Annotated in this window: 20 protein-coding genes and 1 tRNA gene; 8 read left to right on the top strand and 13 right to left on the bottom strand. The window is 44.2% G+C overall.

The features are described from left to right. The first annotated feature begins 1 nt into the window (after position 1). From dinD to J0M30_01660, 5 genes are all read left to right on the top strand, one after another. On the top strand, positions 2 to 850 hold the full coding sequence (gene dinD, locus J0M30_01680) for a DNA damage-inducible protein D (protein MBN8666181.1): 849 nt from the start codon (positions 2 to 4) through the stop codon (positions 848 to 850). Next, positions 847 to 1,623, top strand: a complete 777-nt coding sequence (locus J0M30_01675; GenBank protein ID MBN8666180.1) for a metallophosphoesterase — start codon at positions 847 to 849, stop codon at positions 1,621 to 1,623. The genes dinD and J0M30_01675 overlap by 4 nt, the downstream gene beginning before the upstream one ends. A 205-nt stretch (positions 1,624 to 1,828) precedes the next feature. Further along, the gene (locus tag J0M30_01670) at positions 1,829 to 3,028 is read left to right on the top strand and encodes a restriction endonuclease subunit S (protein MBN8666179.1); all 1,200 of its coding nucleotides are present in this window, start codon (positions 1,829 to 1,831) and stop codon (positions 3,026 to 3,028) included. Positions 3,029 to 3,066: 38 nt separating this feature from the next. Next, positions 3,067 to 6,210 (top strand): type I restriction endonuclease subunit R, encoded by a 3,144-nt coding sequence (locus J0M30_01665; GenBank protein ID MBN8666178.1) that lies wholly within the window; start codon positions 3,067 to 3,069, stop codon positions 6,208 to 6,210. Beyond that, positions 6,210 to 6,920: a M48 family metallopeptidase gene (locus J0M30_01660; protein ID MBN8666177.1), complete on the top strand. Its 711-nt coding sequence runs from the start codon at positions 6,210 to 6,212 to the stop codon at positions 6,918 to 6,920. The genes J0M30_01665 and J0M30_01660 overlap by 1 nt, the downstream gene beginning before the upstream one ends. Here J0M30_01660 and J0M30_01655 read toward each other — a convergent pair. After that, complete coding sequence (locus J0M30_01655) at positions 6,857 to 7,039, bottom strand: DUF1398 family protein (GenBank protein MBN8666176.1); 183 nt, start codon at positions 7,037 to 7,039, stop codon at positions 6,857 to 6,859. The two genes, J0M30_01660 and J0M30_01655, sit on opposite strands and share 64 nt — an antisense overlap. Positions 7,040 to 7,079: 40 nt before the next feature. Here J0M30_01655 and J0M30_01650 point away from each other — a divergent pair, with 40 nt between their 5' ends. Next, the gene (locus tag J0M30_01650; GenBank protein MBN8666175.1) at positions 7,080 to 7,598 is read left to right on the top strand and encodes a hypothetical protein; all 519 of its coding nucleotides are present in this window, start codon (positions 7,080 to 7,082) and stop codon (positions 7,596 to 7,598) included. Positions 7,599 to 7,756: 158 nt separating this feature from the next. Here the strand turns inward: J0M30_01650 and J0M30_01645 are convergent, their stop codons facing one another. The 12 genes from J0M30_01645 to J0M30_01590 all read right to left on the bottom strand — a co-directional run bounded on the left by J0M30_01645 (position 7,757) and on the right by J0M30_01590 (position 19,379). After that, positions 7,757 to 8,407, bottom strand: coding sequence for an NAD(P)-binding domain-containing protein (locus tag J0M30_01645; protein MBN8666174.1), 651 nt, complete (start codon positions 8,405 to 8,407; stop codon positions 7,757 to 7,759). Positions 8,408 to 8,510: 103 nt separating this feature from the next. Beyond that, positions 8,511 to 9,116, bottom strand: coding sequence for a Crp/Fnr family transcriptional regulator (locus J0M30_01640; GenBank protein ID MBN8666173.1), 606 nt, complete (start codon positions 9,114 to 9,116; stop codon positions 8,511 to 8,513). Between the two features lie 194 nt (positions 9,117 to 9,310). Then, complete coding sequence (locus J0M30_01635; GenBank protein ID MBN8666172.1) at positions 9,311 to 10,609, bottom strand: hypothetical protein; 1,299 nt, start codon at positions 10,607 to 10,609, stop codon at positions 9,311 to 9,313. Positions 10,610 to 11,051: 442 nt separating this feature from the next. Continuing rightward, positions 11,052 to 11,125, bottom strand: a tRNA-Asn gene (locus J0M30_01630). A 160-nt stretch (positions 11,126 to 11,285) separates the two neighbouring features. Beyond that, positions 11,286 to 11,639 (bottom strand): Rieske 2Fe-2S domain-containing protein, encoded by a 354-nt coding sequence (locus tag J0M30_01625; GenBank protein ID MBN8666171.1) that lies wholly within the window; start codon positions 11,637 to 11,639, stop codon positions 11,286 to 11,288. Between the two features lie 145 nt (positions 11,640 to 11,784). Then, complete coding sequence (gene hflX / locus J0M30_01620; GenBank protein ID MBN8666170.1) at positions 11,785 to 12,975, bottom strand: GTPase HflX; 1,191 nt, start codon at positions 12,973 to 12,975, stop codon at positions 11,785 to 11,787. 179 nt (positions 12,976 to 13,154) lie between these two features. Next, positions 13,155 to 13,892, bottom strand: coding sequence for an outer membrane beta-barrel protein (locus J0M30_01615; GenBank protein MBN8666169.1), 738 nt, complete (start codon positions 13,890 to 13,892; stop codon positions 13,155 to 13,157). Between the two features lie 103 nt (positions 13,893 to 13,995). Beyond that, positions 13,996 to 16,308 (bottom strand): hypothetical protein, encoded by a 2,313-nt coding sequence (locus tag J0M30_01610; protein MBN8666168.1) that lies wholly within the window; start codon positions 16,306 to 16,308, stop codon positions 13,996 to 13,998. 66 nt (positions 16,309 to 16,374) lie between these two features. Beyond that, entirely contained in the window at positions 16,375 to 17,781 is a 1,407-nt protein-coding gene (locus J0M30_01605; GenBank protein ID MBN8666167.1) for a hypothetical protein, read from the bottom strand. A 147-nt stretch (positions 17,782 to 17,928) separates the two neighbouring features. Next, positions 17,929 to 18,423 (bottom strand): nuclear transport factor 2 family protein, encoded by a 495-nt coding sequence (locus tag J0M30_01600; GenBank protein MBN8666166.1) that lies wholly within the window; start codon positions 18,421 to 18,423, stop codon positions 17,929 to 17,931. Between the two features lie 56 nt (positions 18,424 to 18,479). Beyond that, on the bottom strand, positions 18,480 to 18,920 hold the full coding sequence (locus tag J0M30_01595) for an SRPBCC family protein (GenBank protein MBN8666165.1): 441 nt from the start codon (positions 18,918 to 18,920) through the stop codon (positions 18,480 to 18,482). Positions 18,921 to 19,022: 102 nt separating this feature from the next. Then, entirely contained in the window at positions 19,023 to 19,379 is a 357-nt protein-coding gene (locus tag J0M30_01590) for a hypothetical protein (protein ID MBN8666164.1), read from the bottom strand. A 179-nt stretch (positions 19,380 to 19,558) separates the two neighbouring features. On the opposite strand from J0M30_01590, the gene J0M30_01585 reads away from it, so the two are divergent. Next, a complete protein-coding gene (locus tag J0M30_01585; protein MBN8666163.1) occupies positions 19,559 to 20,197 on the top strand; it encodes a DUF2490 domain-containing protein in 639 nt (212 codons plus the stop codon). Between the two features lie 133 nt (positions 20,198 to 20,330). Next, on the top strand, positions 20,331 to 22,532 hold the full coding sequence (katG, locus tag J0M30_01580) for a catalase/peroxidase HPI (GenBank protein ID MBN8666162.1): 2,202 nt from the start codon (positions 20,331 to 20,333) through the stop codon (positions 22,530 to 22,532). The last annotated feature ends 64 nt before the right edge of the window (positions 22,533 to 22,596 follow it).

Here is a 22,596-nt window from a genome sequence, read left to right as displayed (position 1 = left end):
TATGAAAAAAGAACTGATCGTCAGATTATTTAAAAGTTTTGAAGAAGCAACCCTTCAAAAAGATGGGGTCGATTTTTGGTTGGCTCGTGATCTACAAGAAATGCTTGGATATTCTCAGTGGCGAAACTTTTCAAAAGTAATTGAAAAGGCTAAGAATGCTTGCGAGAACAGTGATCTAAACCCCGATGATCATTTTATTGAAGTGAGCAGGGATATTGTCATGCCTAAAACGGCGGTAAAACAAATTGATGACCTTATGCTTACCCGCTACGCTTGTTATTTAATTGCTCAAAATGGTGACCCAACAAAATCAGAAATTGCTTTTGCGCAAACCTATTTTGCCATTCAAACACGTAAGCAGGAGATTATTGAGCAAAGGTTGCTGGATATAGCGAGAGTTAGCGCGCGGGAGAAGTTGACTAAATCGGAAAAGAAGTTATCCGGAATCCTTTATGAACGGGATGTGGATGAAAAGGGGTTTGCCATCATTCGATCCAAAGGCGATAAGGCATTATTTGGAGGTTTTACGACCAATGATATGAAGCAAAAATTAGGGGTACCTGCAACCCGTCCATTAGCTGATTTTTTACCAACCTTAACCATTAAAGCCAAAGATTTTGCTACGGAGTTGACCAGTCACAATGTACAGGAAAAGGAGTTGCGGGGAGAAACATCAATTACAAAGGAACATATTGAGAACAATGAGGCCGTTCGAAAAATGCTGAAGGAACGTGGAGTTCAACCCGAACAACTACCTCCGGCCGAGGATGTGATGAAAGTGAAACGAAAACTGGAATCAGATGAAAAGAAGATGTTGAAAAAAATCAAAAAGGAATCCGGTAAAAAATGAAAATTCAATACTGTTCAGACCTGCATCTTGAATTTCCGGCGAACAAGCGCTTCCTGGAAAGTCATCCGCTTGAGCGGGCAGGTGAGGTATTGATTTTGGCGGGGGATATAATCCCATTGGGTACGATAGAGAAACATAAGACGTTTTTAGATCGGCTGGCCGATAGCTTTGAAATGGTTTATTGGGTGCCGGGAAATCATGAATACTACGGATTTGATGCCGCTTCCCTGGCCAATCCCTTATTGGAGAAAGTTCGTTCCAATATTTGGTTGGTGAATAATAAAGTGGTTGAGTACAAGGAGGTAAATATCATTTGTACAACCCTTTGGAGTAAAATTAGTATAGCCAATGAATGGGAAATACAACGAAGCATTTCAGATTTTCATGCCATACGCTGGGGAAATAAACGATTCACCCCCCGGGAGTTTAATGAACTTCATCAACTTTCATTGAAGTTTTTGAATTCTGAATTGACTAACAAAATGGGGCAGAAAAACATCGTGGTTACCCATCATGTTCCCACTTTGCTAAATTATCCGGAAAAATATCGCTTTGATTTACTAAACGAGGCTTTTGCAGTTGAGCTTTACGATACTATTTTGGGAAGTGAGGTTGATACTTGGATTTACGGGCACCATCATAATAATATCCCGGCTTTTGAAGTAGGGAAGACAAAATTGTTGACAAACCAATTGGGATATGTGGAGCTCGGAGAAGAGGCTGGGTTTAATGCGGAAAATGTAATTGAAATTATTTTTAGTAAAGGGAATTAGCTCTTAATTAATCTTAAGATCCTGAAAGGATCGCCTGTTTGTAGCTTGAATTGGTTTTCCAATGCTATGACCCTGAAGGGATCACCGGTGGATGGAATCATTTCAGGTGACCCCTTCAGGGTCCGGCAGAAAACAATAAATACGAAAGCTACAAACAGGCGATCCCTTCGGGATCTGTAACGACTCAAAATAATTATTGATAAATATGAAAGGGTATAAACATACAGAGTTGGGGTGGATACCAGAAGAATGGAGGATCAAAACTATCGGGGAAGTTTCATTATTAATAAATGGACGTGCATTTAAGCAGGAAGAGCTATTAGATCGAGGCAAGTATCTTGTTTTACGAGTTGGGAATTTAAATACAACCTCAAAGTGGTATTATTCTAATCTTGAATTAGAGGATGTGAAGTACGTTTTTAAGGGAGATTTAATGTATGCATGGTCAGCGTCTTTTGGACCAAGATTCTGGACAGGAGAGAAGACAATATTTCACTATCATATATGGAAGGTCGTGCCCAACGATAATGTAGAAAAAGGGTTTTTATTCTACTTATTGGATTTTGATAAAGAAAATATAATTAACTCGAAACAAGGTGGCACTATGTTTCATATTACAAAAGGTGATATGGAAAGCAGATATGTTGCTCTTCCACCAAAGTCCGAGCAAAAATATATTTCATTAGTTCTAAAGACGTGGGACCACGCCATTTCCACCCTCACCCAACTCATCTCCGCCAAACAACAACTCAAAAAAGGCTTAATGCAGCAACTGCTTACCGGTAAAAAAAGATTGCCGGGGTTTGAGGGGGAGTGGGAAAAGAAAAATCTAGGAGAGTTGTTTATACGGATAATAGGGGGAGGAACTCCTGCTAAAGATAGGAAAGAGTTTTGGGGTGGAGATATACCATGGGCAACGGTGAAAGATATTTCTAATTTCAATCCAAACGCCACACAAGAATATATTAGTGAGTTAGGATTGAAGAATAGTTCAACCAATAAAGTGCCAGCAAATACATTAATAATTTCGACCAGGATGGCTGTAGGTAAATGTGTGATGTTTGATATGGATGTTGCTATAAATCAAGATTTAAAAGCACTTTTTCCAGACAATAACTATAGCAAATTGTTTTTGTATTATTATTTTGAACATAGTATTGATAAAATCAATCTACTTGGAAACGGGAGTACTGTTAAAGGTCTAGTATTGAATGATTTAAAAGGAATCCAGATTTTTTTGCCTACTGAATATGAGGAGCAAGAGGCAATAGGCAATTTCTTACAGCTACTCGATTATGAAGTAAAATTTCTTTTTGAATGCTTAAGTAAGATAAAAACTCAGAAATCTGCACTCATGCAACAACTCCTCACCGGCAAAAAACGAGTTAAAGTAGATCCCGATTGAAAAGCCACCATTAACCCACGCGCGTAAAATGCATCGTTATGAGTTATACTGAAAAGCACGATTCTCAAAACCCCGCCCTGCTTCTGCTTCATAAACTGGGCTGGACACCATTAAGCCAAGATGAGGCCCTAGCCTATCGTTCCGGCTTTAAGAGTCAGGTAATCTTAGAAACCATCCTGCTGGAGCAATTGAAGAAAATCAATTCTTTTACCTATAAAAGTAATACCTACCCCTTTTCGGAGGGAAATATCCATGCGGCTATTCATGCTCTGAAGAATGTAGCCGATGAAGGATTGGTACGCACCAGCGAGCGAGTGTATGATCTTCTTACCCTGGGCAAGAGCTTTGAGGAAACCATACAGGGAGATCGCAAGAGTTTCAGCATCCGGTATATTAATTGGGAAAAACCAGAAAGGAATGTTTTTCATGTGGCCGAGGAGTTTGTGGTGGAAGGAATCCGAGAAACCCGTCGTCCCGACCTGGTCTTGTTTATCAACGGCATCCCCATGGTTGTGATTGAAAATAAAAGACGCGATAAAGAAGAATCGATTGAAGAAGCCATTTCCCAATTTCTTCGCAATCAGGGGAAGGAAACCGGCATCCCCCGATTATTTTATTATGCTCAGTTGCTGATGGCCGTACACCCCAATGCGGTTAAGTATGCCACTATAGACACCAAACCCAAACAATGGGCCGTGTGGGAGGAGCCTTATGATATAGAACCCGAAGTATCGGCCATTCTTGCCTCCACCTTGCCCGGCACCAAACGCGGTGCGGAGAAGCGGCTGCCCACCGTGCAGGATAAAATGCTGTACTCCCTTTGCCGGATAGAACGCCTGATGGAACTGGTGTATAAATTCACATTGTATGATGGTCCCGTAAAAAAGATAGCCCGCTACCAGCAATATTTTACGGTGAAGAACACCATCGAGCGGGTGAAGGATAGAAATGAAGAAGGTCAGCGAAAGGGAGGGGTTATTTGGCATACCCAAGGGAGCGGGAAAAGTTTGACCATGGTGATGTTGGCCAAAAGTCTGGCCCTGGATAAAGACATTCGCAACCCCCGGGTTATTATCGTAACCGACCGTAAAGATCTGGATCGCCAGATAACCGGCACTTTTGAAGCCTGCCAGAAACATCCCGTACAGGCCCGCAATGGCGCTCACCTGGCCGAATTGATTGAGGACAATGGCGTGGAAGTGATTACGGCACTCCTGAATAAATTTGATACTGCCTTGAATAAACAGGGTTGCCGAAACGAATCGAGCGAGATATTTGTGCTGGTGGATGAAAGTCACCGTAGTCAGTATAAAAAACTACATACCAAAATGAAGCGGGTGTTGCCCAATGCCTGTTATATTGGCTTTACCGGTACGCCGCTTACTTATGAAGAAAAGAATACCGCCAGTAAATTCGGCGGCTTTATTTACCCCACCTACACCATTGACCGGGCGGTGCGTGATGGTGCCGTGGTTCCCTTATTATATGAGGGTAGAAATGCCAAATTATCCGTGAACAAACCGGTGTTGGATAAAGAATTCAACCGGTTGACCGAATCGCTGCCGGAATACCAGACCAAGGATTTGGAAAGAAAATATGCTTCCATTTCCCAGGTGTACCGATCGGAGCAGGTGGTACAGGAAATTGCCTACGATGTATCCAAACACTTCTGTACCCATTTAAAGAATACGGGTTTTAAAGCCATGCTGGCCGTACCTTTTCAAGCCACGGCCTTGAAATACCTGAAATACTTTGAGGAACAATTAGACGAAAAACTCAAAATCAATGCCCGGGTAATCATTTCAGCCCCGGATGCACGGGATGGCTATGATGAAGTGGATGAAGACCCCAGTGAAGAAGTAAACAAATGGTGGAGTAAAACTGAGAAACTATATGCCGGGGGCATGGAAGAGTATGAACGCATCTCCATTGAAAAATTTAAGAATGAAGATGATGAAGTGGAAATGTTGATCGTGGTTGGAAAACTGCTGACTGGTTTTGACGCCCCCAATTGTACCACACTCTATCTCGCTAAATTCTTGGTCCAGCATAATCTGTTACAGGCCATTGCGCGGGTGAATCGGGTGTATGAAGGAAAGGATTTTGGGCATATTATTGACTATGTAGGCGTATTGGGTGAACTTGATCTGGCCCTGACAAAATACGCTGCCTTGAGTGATTACGCCCAGGAAGACATTGAAGGGGCGGTACAATCACCCATTGACGAGATAAAGAAACTACCCCAACGACATGGAGAACTGCTGGATGTTTTTAAAGAAGTAAAGAATAAAAAAGACAAGGAGGAATTGGAGCGGTTTCTGCAACCGCAGGATCGGCGGGATTTATTTGCAGAGAAATTGACAGCCTTTGCCAAGAATTTGGATTTGGCATTAAGTTCGATCGAAACGGAACATCTAATCACTACGGAGAAGATGAACTATTTCATTCGGGAATTTAAATTTTACGATGAGTTAAGAAGATCGCTGTGTTTGCGTTATGCCGATAAGATTGACTACAAAGAATATGAGAAGAAAATTCGTAAATTACTTGATGTTTATGTTGGGGCAGAAGGAATGGATCAGATAGCCGGCCCCATTAACATTTTCAATAAAGAAACCTTTAAGGAAGAAGTGGAGCGGATTACCGGGTCCAAAGCTGCCAAGGCGGATGCCATTGCGCACAGCATGAAGAAGACGATATCCGAGAATATGGAGAAAGATCCCGTGTATTACAAGAAATTTTCGGATAAAATTGATGAAGTAATCAAAGACTTTATTAATAAACGGATAACGGAAGCACAGTACCTCGCTAGTCAGATGGAAATTAGGGATCAATTTATCAAAGGGAATATGGAAGGTACTCCCTCCAGTTTGCATAGCAAGCCTGAAGCCAGGGCTTTTTTTGGAATATTACAACAGGAATTGGGTGACAAGTTAAACATCACTGCTGAAAACACCATTGATGAGCAACTTGCAGTATGTGGACTTGACCTGGAGAACCTGATCTCCTCTTTTTTGATTCGCGACTGGCAGCGGAATGATGATGTACAAAAGCAAATACAAAATGCGCTGGAGGACTATTTGCTGGATAAATACCGTGAATGGGGCGTAACGGTGAATTATGATGAATTGGATGAGCTAATGGGTAGGATGATAAAAGTGGCTAAAAATGTTTATAGCTAATGGTGAATAATATTTGGCATGTACCATATGGAACAACAAGGATTGAATTCTATGTAGCTTATAGCAGTCGCAAGACTTTGGGTATTTCCGTGTTTCCTAATGGGGAGGTCCAGGTGGTTGCGCCTTATTCATCTACAAAGGAGCAAATAGAGGACTTGATTGTCAAAAAAGCCGCCTGGATCAGTCGACAAATTCGGCGATTTAGATCAATCGAGGCAGACCGTAGTACTCGAAGGGTTGAATATGTACCTGGTGAAACATTTTACGTATTGGGGCGCAAATACCGTTTGAAATATATTGCTGATACAGCCGAGATGATTGGAATTGAGGGTCGGTACTTGGTAGTTAGGGGAAAAACCAGGCCAGGTCCGGAGAAGATGGAAAGAATCATCAGCAAGTGGTATCGTGCCCAGGCAAAAATGATCATACTGGAACGTTGTGAGCGCCACATGCATATTTTGCGAAAGGAGAAATTTTCTGTTTATCAAATTTCAATCCGTTCTATGAAACATAGATGGGGTAGTTGTACGGAGAATGGGAGTATTTCATTTAATGTGTCTCTTGTTCAAAAGCCAGTTCAGTGCATCGACTATGTGATTGTTCACGAGTTGTGTCATTTAAAACACATGGATCACGGAAAAGGGTTTTATAGGATACTTGGGAAGTATATGGGAGATTGGGAGAAGAAGAAAGCGAGGTTAGAGAGTTGAGTGGTAAACTTGTTTTCAGCGTGGTAAACGACGTGGCCATCGAGTACATGGGTTTCGTACCCGGTAACCCCAAGGGCCTTGATTTCCTGGAGGTAACAAGGGAAGTCGGCCCTTCTGATGACCTTTCCCTACCTTCCCGATGTATTAAAAATCAACTCCATGAACCGCAAAACCTTGATCCTGACCAGCCTGATGTTTTTAGTCCTTCTTTCCTGTAAAAAGAAAAATGAGGAAATCGATATTAACGGAGACACCAACAAGTTTGATGGCCGGTATCAAATTACGGGTACAATCGTGGATAAGACAGAACCGCAGATCAGCTCTCCGGGACCCAAGGAATACCATCTGAAAACCCTCAATGACACAGAAATTGAAATGTTCTCGCCGGATCTGACGATCAGCGGTCACCTGATTTCGCATGGCGGCAGCCTTTCCTATTATGGCAAGTTTTCGGTGATCGTAAAGTTCGACCCGGCTACCAATAAAGCGATAAGCGTGCGCAATGGCTACGGACAACCCTCGGATAATGGCCGGTCAGCCGAATTGGACCCCTCCGGAGTCAATACTTGGGACCCGGTAACAAAAAACATCAAAATAAAATACTGGATGAATGAGACGGGTGTAACAGGGCATAGGACCTCCTTCGACGAAACCTGGACCTATATCGGTCCGCGATAATGTCAAAGACGAGATGCAGGCACTCAACTAACCATTTCTCTATTGACGAATTGCGTAGGCGAAAATCCAAATTGCTTTTTAAAGGCAAATGAAAAGTGAGAAAGGTTTTCAAACCACACTCCATAACATACATCCAGTGAGCTGGTAAATATGGATGATTAAAGTTTTTCTTTCGCTTCACTTAGCGTTACAGATTTTCCGATTGCCCCGAATTCATGGAGGTCACCAAAAACTTCGATGCGGATTGATTTATTAAGCTCGCCAATACGCAAAGCTTCAAAACCAGTGTTATGAATTAACGCTTCAATCTGCCCGTTGATGCTTTGATCATCTGTAGCATAAAAAAGCACGGCTTTTTCAGGTTTTTGATAGGCATTATTTGCAAGTGAGGCTGCGCCTAAAGTGCCCAGGGCCTTTGCCAGTTTGGCTCCTGTAGGTAATTGTAATGACAGTATTTCTCCGGCTGATTCGTTTTGACCAATAATCTTTTTGAATCCGCCATTTTCATCAGGGGCAATGGGATTTGATGGATCTACGATGATCTTACCTTGTAGTTGAGACGAAAAGTTTTTCAAAAACTCTTTGATCGAATCAAAGTAAATGGCCAATACAACTATGTCAGCTTTTTCCAAAGCCGCCGGTATTTCCAATGGTTCTGCCAAACCGCCTAGTTTTTCTGCCAGTTTTTTTGCCTTATCAAATGTGCGGTCGGCAATAATTACTTCATGATTCCCTTTAACAAAATTTGTTGCGACTGTTCCGCCAATATTTCCTAAACCGATTATGGCGACTTTTAATTTTTGTGACATGTCTTTTTCTTTTAGATTGGGATGAATAAATTGATAAGGCAAATTTCACCCAATCAGCGGCCGAGCTCCAATAACCTGGATTAAGAAATAGACTTGATCTAGTTTAAGATTTTGTTTTCGTCGCCTTAACACGTTTGTTTCTAAGCCTGCTTAAAAATTCTGGTGTGATACCGAGGAAGGATGCGATATGTACCTGGGAAAGACGGTTATTTAGATGAGAATACGCCTCGAGAAATGTCTCATAACGCTCTTCTGCTGTGGAACTGATGTTTTGCAATAGTCGTTCCTGCAATCGAATGAATCCGTTCTCGATAAGGACTCTAAAAATGCGATCAAACTTAGGCGCTGCTACATAAAGAGAGATCAGATCGTTATGGCTGATCTGAAGAACAACCGAATCCTCCAGGGCATCCATGTTTAGTTTTGAGGGCTTTATTTGGTGAAAGCTGCCCAGATCGTTGATCCAGTTATTTTCTGCTGCGAATTGAAGTGTATGCACAGTTCCCTGGTCATCAATTTTGTATAGCCGAATACATCCTCTTACAACAAAATTGAACTGAGTACAAACGTCTCCTTCCTGTAAGATGAACTGCTTCTTGCGATATAAGCGCGATCGAAATTTGGTACGTACCAACTCCTTTTCATCCTCATTGAGTGGAATGAGTTGATCGAAATAGTCTAATAATGGTTCAACTGATGATTGGGACATTACCTTTTATTTCCTTTCGGCTTTTGGAGCAAAAGTTCACTAGCAAAATGCTCAGGTCTACGATGAGAAAAGATAGCGAATACCTGGCAATCAGCATAATTGGACAGGCATGAAACAGCTAAATTACTTTTAATTACTAATTGACAGTGGCTGAAATTCGTAAGACTGGGGCCAGTGGTGGAGGATAGCCGTCTCTAATTTACTTTTAAAATACTTAGAGTCTGAGAATCCGTGTTGGTTGTTGACTTTATTACCAGTTGGTAAACGCCTGGGGCAAATCTGGCTAGTTCGTTTACTCTAATAACATGTGCGCCAGCCGGTAAGTTTGCATGATATGTCCAGATGGTCAATCCGTTTGCTCCGACCAGTTGCATGGAAATGACAGTATTTTCCGGGAGTTCGATTTTTACATCTGCATATTCACGGACCGGATTTGTCGCGACGTTTATTTTGAATGACGCTATCCCTGTCTCAATGGAGATTACGCGGGTATATTTCAATTGCCCATCCAGGTCCACTGAGCAAATGCGGTAATAGTTTTTCGCTGAACCAGGGTTTGGGTCGGTCCAGGTGTAACGTGACGAATGAGTTGCAGGCATAGTCGTTAAGTCCTCCCACTGCATGCCATTTGTTGTACGTTGAACCTTGTATTCGCGTAGGTTTATCTCTTCGGCAACATCCCAAACCAGTTTAATTGATCCCTGCGTGCGTACTGCCGAGAAGCTGATAAAATTTACAGGAAGGGTAACAATGGGAGCCGGCAACGCAAAGGCCGTAACATCATTTACATCCCAGTTGGCTGCACTATGAATGGCGGCCCTGTCGGTAGCTGCAGTACCGGTTAATGAAACGGTTGTTTTCAGGCGTGCATTGTCCACTTCCGGGGTAATGTTAAAAGCATAGGCATTCGTAGATAAGGCTGTTGGTATGGTACTGGCGGAAGAGGTAAAGGTACAATTGGTAAGCGTGGCGTCCCAGGCGCCGTTCATACCCATGCCGGCAAGAAGAGTAGGAGAAGCAAGTGATCCCTGATAAGCAAAGAGCTGGTCACCTCCAATGACGAGGTTTACATATTCGGTACCAACATTAAAGGTTGCCTGAAAACCGGTGGCTGTGCCATAGTTGGCACTTGGAGTATAACGGCATCGGATGGTTATTTGCGAACCGTAGCTCATATTTGATGTGGCTGTCCAGAGAACGACGCCATCGCTTACAGCTCCTGTGCTGGCGCCACAAGGGTTTGGCGTTTGAAAGGCGTTGGTATTGGAGCACCAGCCAAAATCAGTAAAGTAAATGGTTGTTCCGCTCGTGATATTTTTCAATAGGATAAAACTGAAATCATCATTCGACGAAGGTCCATTTACAGTATTATCATCAGCGTTATAACCTGTAAAAGCTATATCGCCAGCGGCCAGGGTAGTTTGTGAATTTGCTGTAAGATGAAAACCGAGAAGAATAAAAAGTATTGCTTTTTTAATGCCGAATTGAATCATAGTATAAGGTGCTGGTGCACGATTCAAACGGAGGTTCTAACATTTTATTTCTGCATTAATTGAATAGATTTATAACTTTTAGTATTTGCTTACTTGTAGTAAATAAAACACTTACTAAAAGAAATCACTCTATATAAATTAATTCTATATAAGGTTTATGAAATTTATTAAGTTGGATATGGGTGGTGGGTGAAATTTGTAAGGCTAAGGCAAGCAGTCCTGGACTCTAACCAACTGAGCCAGCTCGCCGGTGGGTGCAAATTCGGATGAGATTAATTTTTCAATTAGTTTTCTGCTTTTTTGCTTTTTAATGTATCGTTCCAAATGAATTGCATTTTTTTCCTCTGTCCCGCATGAAAATACTGCCGCTAATTTCCAAGGCCTGAATTTTGAGGTATAGGTATTAAAATAAAAAACCCGGCAACGATGGCCGGGCTTTCTGCTCCCCCTGCTGGACTTGAACCAGCGACCCTCTGATTAACAGTCAGATGCTCTAACCAACTGAGCTAAGGAGGAGTATATGTTTCAGCTTTTTATCGCTGTCTGAACCAGCGTTCCCCTGATTAATCCCGCAAGTGCGGGACTCTAACCAACTGAGCTAAGGAGGAGTATTACCCCTTTCGGGGCAGCAAAAGTAAGTCTTTTCCGGATTTCAACAACCTGTTTTTCACCATTTTTACCCAAAAATCTTCCAAAAACCACTGGGGCTTTCCAGGGCAATATAGACCCCGTCTTCGCGGAGTTCGACGGGCCAATGCTTGAGGAAATAGCCTTCGCCGGAGACGTTTCGGCCGGTTTCGAGACTGAATTTAAAGCGGTGAAGGGGGCAGACGATATTTCCCTTGGTATCAATATATCCACCGGCCAGGGGGACGGCAGCATGGGGACATTTATGGGAACAGGCAAAAAGCCGGTCCTCAAACCGGGCGATGCAAAACTTGCGGTCACCGACCTGGACCTCGGCGAGACCTTCATCATTGAAGTTGAGCTCGTTGGGGTGCTCAGCGATCTTTGTCCAATTGAGGCTCATGGGTTTATTAATGGGATTACACGGATAACACTGATGTCGCGGAATTTCTCGCGGCGTTCGCTAAGAGAAGGGCGGAGGCTGCGGCAATCTTTTTTTCGAAATTTAATTTGACAGCAAATCAGCGCCATCCTATTAATCCTGGTTATCAGTAATTAAACTCTGTCTTATACGGATACCGCACCCGGTACAACTCCCTCACCTTCTCTAAAATACTATTCCGCAATCCTTCAATGTTTCGCTTTTCGGTGGCAGCCACAAAAACCGCATTACCATCGGTAGCATTCTGCCAGCGGTCTTCGAGGTCTTCAAGGATCTCTTTTTTGGTGCTCTCCTCCAGCCAGGGGTCAAAGGTCTGCGACTCGTACCGGTCCATTTTATTAAAAATGGTGAGCGTGGGTTTATCAAACGCACCGATCTCCTGCAGGGTTTTGTTCACCACTCCGATCTGGTCTTCGTAATTGGGGTGGGATATATCTACCACATGCAAAAGAATATCCGCCTCGCGTACCTCATCCAAAGTGCTTTTGAAACTCTCTACCAGGTGGTGGGGGAGTTTGCGAATGAAACCTACGGTATCACTGAGCAGAAAGGGGGTGGTTTCAAAAACGATCTTACGCGTTGTGGTATCGAGGGTGGCAAAGAGTTTATTCTCGGCAAAGACCTCACTCTTGGCCAATATATTCATGATGGTGGACTTGCCCACGTTGGTATATCCTACCAGGGCCACGCGAATGAATTCACCCCGGTCCTTACGCTGGGTAAAAGCCTGTTTGTCGATCTCAGCGAGTTTCTTGCGCAACAGCGAGATCTTATTCCGTACGATACGACGGTCGGTTTCGATCTCCGTTTCACCCGGACCTCTGGTACCGATACCCCCACCAAGACGTTCCAGGTGTTTCCACATACCCCGCAGGCGAGGTAATATGTACTGGTATTGTGCCAGCTCTACCTGGGCACGGGCCTGGGCGGTCTTGGCCCGGTGGGCGAAAATATCAAGTATAAGATCCGACCGGTCGATGGTCTTGATGCCGGTCTCTTTTTCGATGGTATTGATCTGTGCCCCGCTGAGTTCATCATCGAAGATGAGGATGCCTACTTTTTTACCGAGGCAATATTCTTTGATCTCCTGCAACTTTCCCTTGCCGACAAAGGTTCGGCTATCGGGATGCGCGAGTTTTTGGGTAAAGCGTTTGAGGGTCTGGGCACCAGCGGTCAGGGCCAGAAAAGCAAGTTCATCGAGGTATTCGGTAACCTGTTGTTCCGTCTGGTCTTTTTGTATGAGGCCAACTAGAACGGCGTATTCTTCGGAGGGTAGCGTGGTCTTCTTCTCTAACATAGGAGGCAAAGATAGACCAGGATTGGGGATTTGGAGGGTGGAGGTTGGATGTTGGAGGTTGGATGTTGGATGACGGGGAAAGATGACGGATGACAGTTGACCGAGGAAAAAGCTTTGGACTCCGGACCTCGGACTTCCGTCATCCAACATCCGACATCCAACATCCCAATCGCCTAGCCTTACAACCCCGAAATACAAATACCCACTGCCCAGGGCCGTACCGTGGGTCCGAGGCCTTCTTTGATCAATGGCCCGAGTTGATAGGTGCCGTAGAGGGAGAAAGCGCCGGTGCCAAAACGGAAAGTGGCGGCCAATCGGTTCTTATTGAAGAAGTCTTTTTTCTTGATCTTTTCGGTATAGTCGTTCAGGGTCTGGCCGCTGCTGTTGACGAAGATCTTGCCTTTGGTATGGGCATCCATCAGGGTTCCGACTTTGAGACCCAGGGCCATTTTGAAGCTTTTCTTGTTATTGGTGGGGTCGGAGGTAAAGCGTAGTTCAACCGGTGCTTCAAGGAAAGTGGTATTCAGCCGGTATTTCTTGAAGTGGTTGGTATCGCTTACATCCTGAAAACGCAGGGTAGAGGTAGCGTCTTTTATCCCAATATAAGTATCCTGGAAACTGATGCTTTCAGAGCCAAAACCCACACCCATGCCCACCGAGAAACGGGGATCGGTTTTAAAAGGAAAATCAAACATGAAGTACATGTTGAAATTCTTGGATAATCCTTTGATATTCAAACTATCTGGAGCGCCTGACCAGCCAGCGGTCCCGATCTGGAACATGAAATGGTCGTTGGTACGGCCGGCGAGGCTTACTTTGCTCCAATCGGTTTTGGGAGATTTGGATACGGTGCTGTCCTGGGCTAAGGCAGCCAGTTGGAAGGAGGTCAAAAGGGCTGCCACAAAAAGTTTCTTCATAACTATACTTGAATAGCGCAAATGTATTGGGAAGGGGGTTAATAAAAGGTTAAACAAGGGGGCAAAGGTAGCAATTTATCGCTGGCAACCTTATTCCTTCCTGTCAATTTTCTTCAGGCTCAAAATGATACATAAGTCCTTCCAGGAAGCGAATGGAACAGATCGGTAAGTCGGCTAAAAGCGGGTCGTCATCCAGCATTTCGATAGGGCCAAAAGTTTTTGTCTTCATTTGGACTTTAAACAGGGCTGAGCCAAAGGCAATAAGGTTATTACTATACCAGGCGTTTTCTTCCGGATCGAATTCCGGGGGCTTGGGGATGTTTTGGTTGAGAGCCTCTGTCAATTTTTTTTCAGCGATATCATTCTCCTGTGATTCGACCATAAATACATCTTCTATTCTTTCCATCAGGGTAAATGAGCCACTTTCACCTTGTACCATCAGGCAGAAATACCGCAAGTAGTCTCTAGCTAAATCTGGCTGATGAAGAGAGAGATTAAAATGCCCATTTAAATCGTGGATCGGGGTGGATAAACCGGTGAGCCAATAAAACCTGGCTGAGGATCCAGGTGCATGGATAAAGTTTATCAAACCTATCCCGGGTCCGGGTCTAGTCCCTGTTCCAATTAAGTACCTATCCCATGAATCCAGTTTACAGAGTACCTGATAGAGTGTGGCATTTTGGTAAAAAGGGATCTTAAAAGCCCTGGCGCCAATAATATGTTTTACATACCTGATATCGGGCGGGTATTTCGATTGTTCAAAAGCATCGGCAAGTAAATTCTTCAATTTTTGTTCATCTGGGTAGAGGGGTGTTTGATTTAGAAATGGCAGGTATAACTTCTGCCAGGTTTCGATAGGAATCTTTTCTCCAATCTTCCAAATGGTCGGGTCGGAAAGAAGGGCATCAGAATTAAGTTTTTCAAGGGAGTTTGTCCCGTTAATATTTTCAAGTTTTTTCCATAGAGGGGGGCGTTGAAATTTGGAGGTAGTATCTGCCAGGTTCTGCAAAAGATTTCGATGCTGAATGATCGAATCATTTTCCTTAAACTTAGCGAATAACTCAGCAACTTTTTTATAGTAGTGGATTCCATTTTTAATGGAAGGCTGGGGATCAATGTAGCAATAATAATACAAGAGGGTGTAATAGCATTTCAGTTGAAATTCGGCAAAAGCGAGATCGCTGGCAAAGTCTTCTCCGTTCATAAGTTGATCAAGATATTCATTGATCAATTCAACTGCCTGATCGGGTTTGGATATTGGCCTTGAGGTATAGCCTTCTATCAATAGATCGATCGCTTTTATTGTTTCGAGCTGGATTTCCCTGTCGTTTTTGAATTTGTCAACTTTTCTAAGTTCCCAGATATAGGTTTCAAATATTTCACGGCATCGAAAAATATCCACACTTCTTTTTTCTTTTTCCACTAAAAGGCTATAAATGACATTTCTAGCACCAGTTGTTTGTCTAAGTGCCAGTTCCGGATCAGTTTGGAAGGGTTGGTAACCACGCATAGCCACACCATAGTCCAGAAGGTATTGAAATGCTTGTTCAGGGTCGGGATCTTTTTTTGCTGCAAAATAGTAGTTGTATCGGTGTGCGCTTCGGGTATAGGTGCGGGCAAGTTCAATATCATCTGGAAAACTCAGTTGCAAGTGTTTGAGGTGTTCAAAGAATATCAGGATATAAGGGAGATTGTAGCGATCTGTTTCCTTAGGGGTATTACTTTGAAAGAATCCGTTAATGAGCCGACTGAGTTCACGGGCTTGTTCAACATCCAGGCTGGCATGAAGTACCATTTCCTTCAACCAATACAATACCGCTTCAAAACCGGAGTGATGACGGAAATTTTGTTCTGTTTTGATCAGCATGGAAGTGACCATTTCCGGGTCGATCTTGAAAGTTGAGTTTAGCAGTAATGCGGATTCGTCCGGGTCATTAAGACGCAGGAAATGTCGGATAACATAATATTCTGCCAGCAAATCAGGTTGCAAACCGAGACAATAAGAATCTCGGATACCTTCCCGATAATGGGATGTACTTCGAAATAGTTGTGCGATTGCATCCTGCTCGATAGGATCTGAATTTTTTAAATAAGTTCCAATGGTCTGCAAAAGTTTTGATAAACTAAGATTCTGCCCCATGGCAGCCATAAAAATGGCCGTACGTCCGATCAGCCCCGAGTGACGTTGCCAGATTGGGGCTTTTTCCCAATCACGTTCCTCTCTGGCGAGTATATATTTTAATGGCTGTTCAATGCGATTCCATTGCGTCAATTCTTCGGTGATCCCATTTTCCCGGATGTAAAGACCAAGTATAAAGGCAAAAAGTGGGCGTTTTTCCGAATCAATAGCAATTAATAAATTTAACAACTGTTCCCGGTCCTTTGTGTTTGGTTCATTATTCAATAGCTCACTCATCAAGCGAATCAGATCCTCATTATCAAGTCCAGTAAGCAGGAAATAGGGTACATTATTATTAGATAACTATTTTGATTCAGGTTTGAGAATTTTATCTGGAGAAAAAAGCTTGTCGCCCACGTGATCAAGCATTGCAATACTATCAAGCCAATCATTGGAAAATTCTCTTTCAAGCAAAATAACACGAACCAGGCCTGGGTTAGCTTTTTCAGCTTGCAATTCTCGCAGGCGAATGGCGATCCGCTGAAGAATGAATTTGATTTCTTTTTCTTTTCCGATTATATAATCGAAAACCAGGAGAACGCCATTGAAATGACCTGGTGTGAATTGTGCCCAGTTGAAGCTTGACCTATCTGCTTTGGGCGGCCAAAAACCTACATGCCATCCCTTTTTATAATATACATCACAGATTTCCTGGGCTATTCGACTTTTACCCTGCCCGGCTTTTCCTGCAACCATCACCCATTTCAACGGATCGGTTTGATTCATGAAATCATGAAGATGAATCAGAATATCCTGTCTGCCTACATAGCCTGTATAGCGATAGGAGAATCCAAGTTGTATTTCTTCCCGCTCTTCCAATGGCAACATATAATGCAGGTCGGGAATTTGATGTGCTTTGATATAACCTGAAATTTGCCCAAGTAACTGGTCGGTCTTTTTTTCCAATGCATTCAACCTGTCGGTTATTTCCGGGGAACAAGGTGGGAACTCTAAACCGGATTGTTTTTTCAGGGTAAGAAGGACTTCGGAAAGTTGACTTTCCAATCCTTTGGTGGAATTCATTGCCTCTATGATCTGATGAAATAGAAAAGTATGGTAACTATCTCTGAGTACAGCATCCTTTGAAATGATGATCCTGATCTGATCGAGGAATTTCTTCCGGAAGACGGCACAGAATTCCCGGCGTATAATTTCCTTGTCAATTTCATAATCCATTAAACCCGGGCTCTTGAAATTGACTGATTCTTGAAATGCCAGCTCAATAAATTGGGCTGCATTGAATTGTTTATTCTCATTAAAAAGTTCGGCCACTCGGTCTTCCGTGAAGTAGGTAAGGAAAGGGTCAACGATCTGTTCGTTGAATATCCTTTTTGCCTTTGAACGGTCTTTTTGCGATGACAAAAGGTTTTTCTGTAGATCATAGGATTCGAGGAACCAGGTTCTTACCTCCTTTAAACAATTATCTGTAGCATTCATAAATAGTTTAAAGTTGGTATGGTTTTCTTGGGCAGACTTGCTGGTTTCCAGGTTTTGAAATAAGATGGGAAGATATCCACCAATGGCTCCTTTTAATGCCTCGCAGAGGCTTTTGCCTATCCCTGATTGAGCGATTCCTGTTGCCGCCCCTGCAGCGGAGAAAAGACCCGATCCTCCCATTAGGTCAAGGGAAAGAAGCACTGCAGAAGTTGCCAGCGCACCCTTTTCAGGCGCTCCAATAATTTTCCCGATTTTTTGGATAAGGTTGGGCATGAAAAAATGGTTTAGTTTCAGTTGATATCAATGAAAATACCATTTTTTTCATTGGAATACTCAGCGTTTTCCCAACCACCCGTGCAAGGGAGGGCCTTCTAAATTATTTTAATATGAAATTATGTTCGTGGAGTGAAATCGAACAGATCAATCAGCGATAGGCCCCGCTGCTTTGTGATCAATACTCAATACATTGACCAGTTTCCATTTCCCTTCCTTTAATAACCAGGTGTGGATGTATTTGGCCGTGCCGGTACGTACCTCGGGTTTTCCGGGTTCTTTAAAATAAAAATCGTGCTGGCCAGACTGGATCAATCCATATAACACATTATTGTTATAGAGGGGATATACTTCAAGGGAACCATCCACTCTTTTACGCAGGGGTTTGCCATTGGGGTTGCCACAAATATTCTTTTTAGTGGCCTCAAAGAAACCTTTATAATCCTGTGCCCCGGCTACATCGTGGAGAAACACCAGACCGGTATCCAACACTTGCTCAAGGGCTTTGTAGTTGCATTTATTAAAACCTTCTTCAAACACCAGGCTGTCGAGGCGCAGGATGGTCTGGTAGTTTTCGCTACCGGGCTTTTCCTGGGCCAGGGAGAGGAAGGGGAGGAGTAGTAGAAGGGGGAGGAGTTTCATGGTGAATAGTGAATGGTGAATGGTGAGACGTGAGACGTGAGACGTGAACGGTGAAATTAGGGGTTTTCCGCTTCATGCTTCAATTCTTCCAGATTGGTGCGCATGCCTTTGGCGAGGGTTTTCTGGAAAAAGCCTTTCAGGAGTTTGGGGAGGAAACCCTCCAGGGATTCTTCTACCCGGAGTTTGGTTTGTCCACCAAGATCAGCGAAATACCAATTATGTACCGCGCTGGTGCCAATGGCTTTGCCGGTCCAACCAAACTCGCGGTATTGCCTTATCGTATGGATCTGGGAGGTGAGGGAGGTGCCTGCGGCCTTCCATTTAAAGGTGGCGCCTTCGCGCAGGGAGCCCTCAAGCCTGGCTTCTGAAACAGCAGCCTGCCATTCAGGCCACTCATCTATTTTGGTGAGAATGTCCCATACCTGTTCTACGGGAGCATTGATCGTGATCTCTTCACTGTGATAGACCGGCGCGCTGTGATTTACGGAAACATTCATTCGAAAAGAGTTTTTTACTTAAAAAGCTAAAGGCTAAAAGCTATTAGCTTTTAGCCTTTAGCTTTTAGCCTGCAATTTACTAAATGAAAAGTGCTCGCGACGTTACTGCTTTTCTTCGTATTCCAGACAGGATTCAAAGGTTTTTAAATAATAGGTGGTGAGTGCACAACTGGAGGCACAGTTATTATACCAAAGGGTAAAATAGCGTTCTGCCTTAAATACTTTTACTGTGCTGGCGCCTGGCGCGAGGTCAAAATCGAGAATGGGGCTTATTGGTTCAAGGGCGGGGGTGAGTGTGGCTGCCACTTTCACCCGGAGAGGAACTGTACCGTTGTTGGTATAGGTTACCTGTGTAGTGTTGTTGTCTTCGCAGTCTTCTCCCAGATCTTCTCCCTTTTTGCAACCTGTTATGGCCACAACAAAGAGAGCCAGCACGATGGTCATTGATTTACGTTTCATGTTGATCGAGTTTAATTTTTTAATGGTGATATACCTACATCGGGAAAAGGGTAATTAGTCATCAGGCGGAATGGTTAGGATGGGGAAAACCCGACCAAAAAGGACCATAAAAGACGCTACCGTCTTATTTTAGCAATATGAAAGATTGTTTCACACATAAGATATTTAAGCAATGCGTTATGCTTTTATTGCTGGCACCTCTTGGGGTAGCTGCGCAAAAAAGCGATTTTGGAAATTGGCTGATCTATTTTGGCAATAAAAAGATCGATTCAAAATGGAACTGGCATCATGAGGTACAACTGCGCAACTACAATGCGATCGGTGACCTCGAGCAACTCCTGCTCCGCACGGGTATCGGGTATAACCTGACGGAGAACAACAATAACCTGATGATGGGTTATGCCTTTATCCATAGCGAAAATTATATTGCCAATACCGACGACAAAACAAGTGTAGATGAACATCGCGTGTTTCAGCAATTCATCACCCGACAGACATTTGGACGATTGAAACTGCAACACCGGTACCGGTTTGAGCAACGCTGGATCGCGCAGGATTTCAGGACCCGCTTCCGGTATTTTCTGTTACTCAACCTGGCCCTGCAAAAACAAGCATCCGCTACCAAAGGGGCTTATCTCTCGGCCTATAACGAGATTTTTCTAAATACGCGTGGTACGATCTTCGACCGCAACCGGCTCTATACAGGTGTGGGTTACCAGGTGAACAAAGACCTGCGGTTTGAACTGGCGTATATGAACCAGTTTTTAAATGGGGGACAAAGAGATCAGGTGAATATGGTGGTGTTTTTTAGTTACTAGAGGTAGATTCTCCTGTTCTCTTCAATGAATCCTAATCTTTCTTATAAATATTATCTATTAGTTAATAAGAATAATCAATATGAATGATGATGTGATTTGAGTAGCTTTGGCTCTCCCTTAAATCACACTAAAGATGGATAACAACAATACCCAAGCCAAATGTCCCTTTACCGGTGCCACGCACAAAGCAATTGCTGGTGGTGGAACACGCAACCGTGACTGGTGGCCCAATCAACTCAACCTGAGTGTACTTCGTCAGCATTCTTCCTTATCGAATCCGATGGGAGACGATTTTGACTATGCCAGTGAATTTAAAAGTCTGGACCTTGCTGCTGTTAAAAAAGACCTGTATGAATTGATGACCAATTCGCAGGAATGGTGGCCGGCTGACTATGGTCATTATGGTCCTTTCTTTATCCGGATGGCCTGGCACAGTGCCGGTACCTACCGTATACATGATGGTCGTGGAGGTGGAGGCATGGGAACCCAGCGGTTTGCCCCGCTGAACAGTTGGCCTGATAATGCCAATCTGGATAAGGCCCGCTTGTTGTTATGGCCCATCAAACAAAAATATGGCCGCAAGATCTCCTGGGCCGATCTGATGATCCTGGCCGGGAATTGCGCCCTTGAATCCATGGGATTTCCAACCGCTGGTTTTGCCGGAGGACGTGCAGATGTGTGGGAAGCCCCGGAGGATATCTATTGGGGTTCTGAATCGGAATGGCTTGGTGATAAACGTTATACCGGTGACCGTGATCTGGAAAACCCGCTTGGAGCGGTGCAAATGGGATTGATCTATGTAAATCCCGAAGGCCCCAACGGCAACCCCGATCCAATCGCGGCGGCGCGTGATATTCGGGAGACCTTTGCCCGGATGGCGATGAATGATGAGGAAACCGTAGCGTTGATTGCCGGTGGACATAGCTTTGGTAAGACCCATGGCGCCGGTGACCCGGGCAAATATGTAGGACGTGAACCCGAAGGTGCCACTATCGAAGAACAAGGCCAGGGTTGGAAAAACACCTATGGTTCCGGTCACAGCGAGTACACGATTACCAGCGGTCTCGAAGGCGCCTGGACAACCACACCTACCAAATGGAGCAATAATTTCTTTGAAAACCTTTTTGGATACGAGTGGGAACTGACGAAGAGTCCTGCTGGCGCGCACCAATGGAAACCCAAAGGCAATGCCGGTGAAGGACTGGTGCCTGATGCGCATGATCCCCATAAACGGCATCAACCATTTATGCTGACCACGGATCTTTCCCTTCGTTTTGATCCGGCATATGAAAAGATATCCCGTCGGTTTTTTGAACACCCCGATGAATTTGAAAAAGCATTTGCCAAGGCCTGGTTCAAACTGACCCATCGCGATATGGGCCCCAAAGCCAGGTATCTGGGTCCGGAAGTACCGGCAGGTGATGAGATATGGCAAGACCCTGTACCCGCGGGAGACCGCGATTTGTTGGATGGTCAGGATTGGGCAGGATTGAAGGCTAAGATTTTGGGAAGTGGATTGAGTGTTTCGGAGTTAGTGGCAACCGCCTGGGCTTCGGCATCAACTTTCCGTGGATCGGATAAGCGTGGTGGCGCAAATGGAGCAAGGATCCGCCTGGCCCCTCAGAAATACTGGGAAGTGAATGAGCCTTTGCGTTTGGCAAAAGTGTTGGATACCCTGGAGAAAATTCAGCAAGAATTTAATGCGGCAAACAATGGCAAGCGTGTTTCCATTGCTGACCTGATTGTGCTGGGTGGTTCTGCTGCAATAGAAGAGGCCGCCAAAAAAGCGGGACATTCCATCCATGTGCCTTTCACTCCCGGTCGCGGCGATGCCAGCCAGGAGCAAACCGATGTTGAATCGTTTGCCGTATTGGAACCAGCGGCTGATGGTTTCCGCAACTACAAAAAGAACAGAAAAACCACTTCTACCGAGGCGTTCCTGATCGACAAAGCACAACTCCTCACATTGACCGCCCCGGAGATGACCGCCTTGCTCGGGGGCTTGCGGGTATTGGATATCAACCATGGCCAGAGCAAACATGGGGTATTTACCAAACGACCCGGTCAATTGACCAATGATTTCTTTGTCAATCTGATTGACCTGACTTGTGCCTGGACCGCTGTGGATGAAACCAAGGAGGTGTTTGAAGCCCGCGATCGCAGAACGGGTGAGAAGAAATGGACAGGCACCCGGGCAGATCTGGTATTCGGTTCCAATTCTGAACTTCGGGCACTGGCTGAGGTTTATGCCTGTGCAGATGGAGAGCAGAAATTCCTGAAGGATTTTGTGGCAGCCTGGGTGAAGGTGATGGAGTTGGACCGCTTTGATATTTGATCACGCGGGTTTACGCTGATTAACAAAAATTTGTGTAAAGTTTATTTGACATTTAGACAAATAA

Source organism: Chitinophagales bacterium (genome assembly GCA_017303415.1).
GTDB lineage: Bacteria > Bacteroidota > Bacteroidia > Chitinophagales > Chitinophagaceae > SpSt-398.
The sequence above is the reverse complement of the archived record's forward strand: the minus strand, read 5'-3'. Positions and strand labels throughout refer to the sequence as shown.

Bases quoted from the DNA above. Each gene is read 5' to 3' on its own strand.
- J0M30_01605 (MBN8666167.1), bottom strand. From the start codon at position 17,781: ATGCCCAACCTTATCCAAAAAATCGGGAAAATTATTGGAGCGCCTGAA.
- J0M30_01675 (MBN8666180.1), top strand. From the start codon at position 847: ATGAAAATTCAATACTGTTCAGACCTGCATCTTGAATTTCCGGCGAAC.
- J0M30_01640 (MBN8666173.1), bottom strand. From the start codon at position 9,116: ATGTCCCAATCATCAGTTGAACCATTATTAGACTATTTCGATCAACTC.
- J0M30_01585 (MBN8666163.1), top strand. From the start codon at position 19,559: ATGCTTTTATTGCTGGCACCTCTTGGGGTAGCTGCGCAAAAAAGCGAT.
- J0M30_01595 (MBN8666165.1), bottom strand. From the start codon at position 18,920: ATGAATGTTTCCGTAAATCACAGCGCGCCGGTCTATCACAGTGAAGAG.
- J0M30_01600 (MBN8666166.1), bottom strand. From the start codon at position 18,423: ATGAAACTCCTCCCCCTTCTACTACTCCTCCCCTTCCTCTCCCTGGCC.
- J0M30_01670 (MBN8666179.1), top strand. From the start codon at position 1,829: ATGAAAGGGTATAAACATACAGAGTTGGGGTGGATACCAGAAGAATGG.
- J0M30_01650 (MBN8666175.1), top strand. From the start codon at position 7,080: ATGAACCGCAAAACCTTGATCCTGACCAGCCTGATGTTTTTAGTCCTT.
- J0M30_01660 (MBN8666177.1), top strand. From the start codon at position 6,210: ATGGTGAATAATATTTGGCATGTACCATATGGAACAACAAGGATTGAA.
- J0M30_01635 (MBN8666172.1), bottom strand. From the start codon at position 10,609: ATGATTCAATTCGGCATTAAAAAAGCAATACTTTTTATTCTTCTCGGT.
- J0M30_01645 (MBN8666174.1), bottom strand. From the start codon at position 8,407: ATGTCACAAAAATTAAAAGTCGCCATAATCGGTTTAGGAAATATTGGC.
- J0M30_01665 (MBN8666178.1), top strand. From the start codon at position 3,067: ATGAGTTATACTGAAAAGCACGATTCTCAAAACCCCGCCCTGCTTCTG.
- J0M30_01615 (MBN8666169.1), bottom strand. From the start codon at position 13,892: ATGAAGAAACTTTTTGTGGCAGCCCTTTTGACCTCCTTCCAACTGGCT.
- J0M30_01590 (MBN8666164.1), bottom strand. From the start codon at position 19,379: ATGAAACGTAAATCAATGACCATCGTGCTGGCTCTCTTTGTTGTGGCC.
- J0M30_01625 (MBN8666171.1), bottom strand. From the start codon at position 11,639: ATGAGCCTCAATTGGACAAAGATCGCTGAGCACCCCAACGAGCTCAAC.
- hflX (MBN8666170.1), bottom strand. From the start codon at position 12,975: ATGTTAGAGAAGAAGACCACGCTACCCTCCGAAGAATACGCCGTTCTA.
- J0M30_01610 (MBN8666168.1), bottom strand. From the start codon at position 16,308: ATGAGTGAGCTATTGAATAATGAACCAAACACAAAGGACCGGGAACAG.
- katG (MBN8666162.1), top strand. From the start codon at position 20,331: ATGGATAACAACAATACCCAAGCCAAATGTCCCTTTACCGGTGCCACG.
- dinD (MBN8666181.1), top strand. From the start codon at position 2: ATGAAAAAAGAACTGATCGTCAGATTATTTAAAAGTTTTGAAGAAGCA.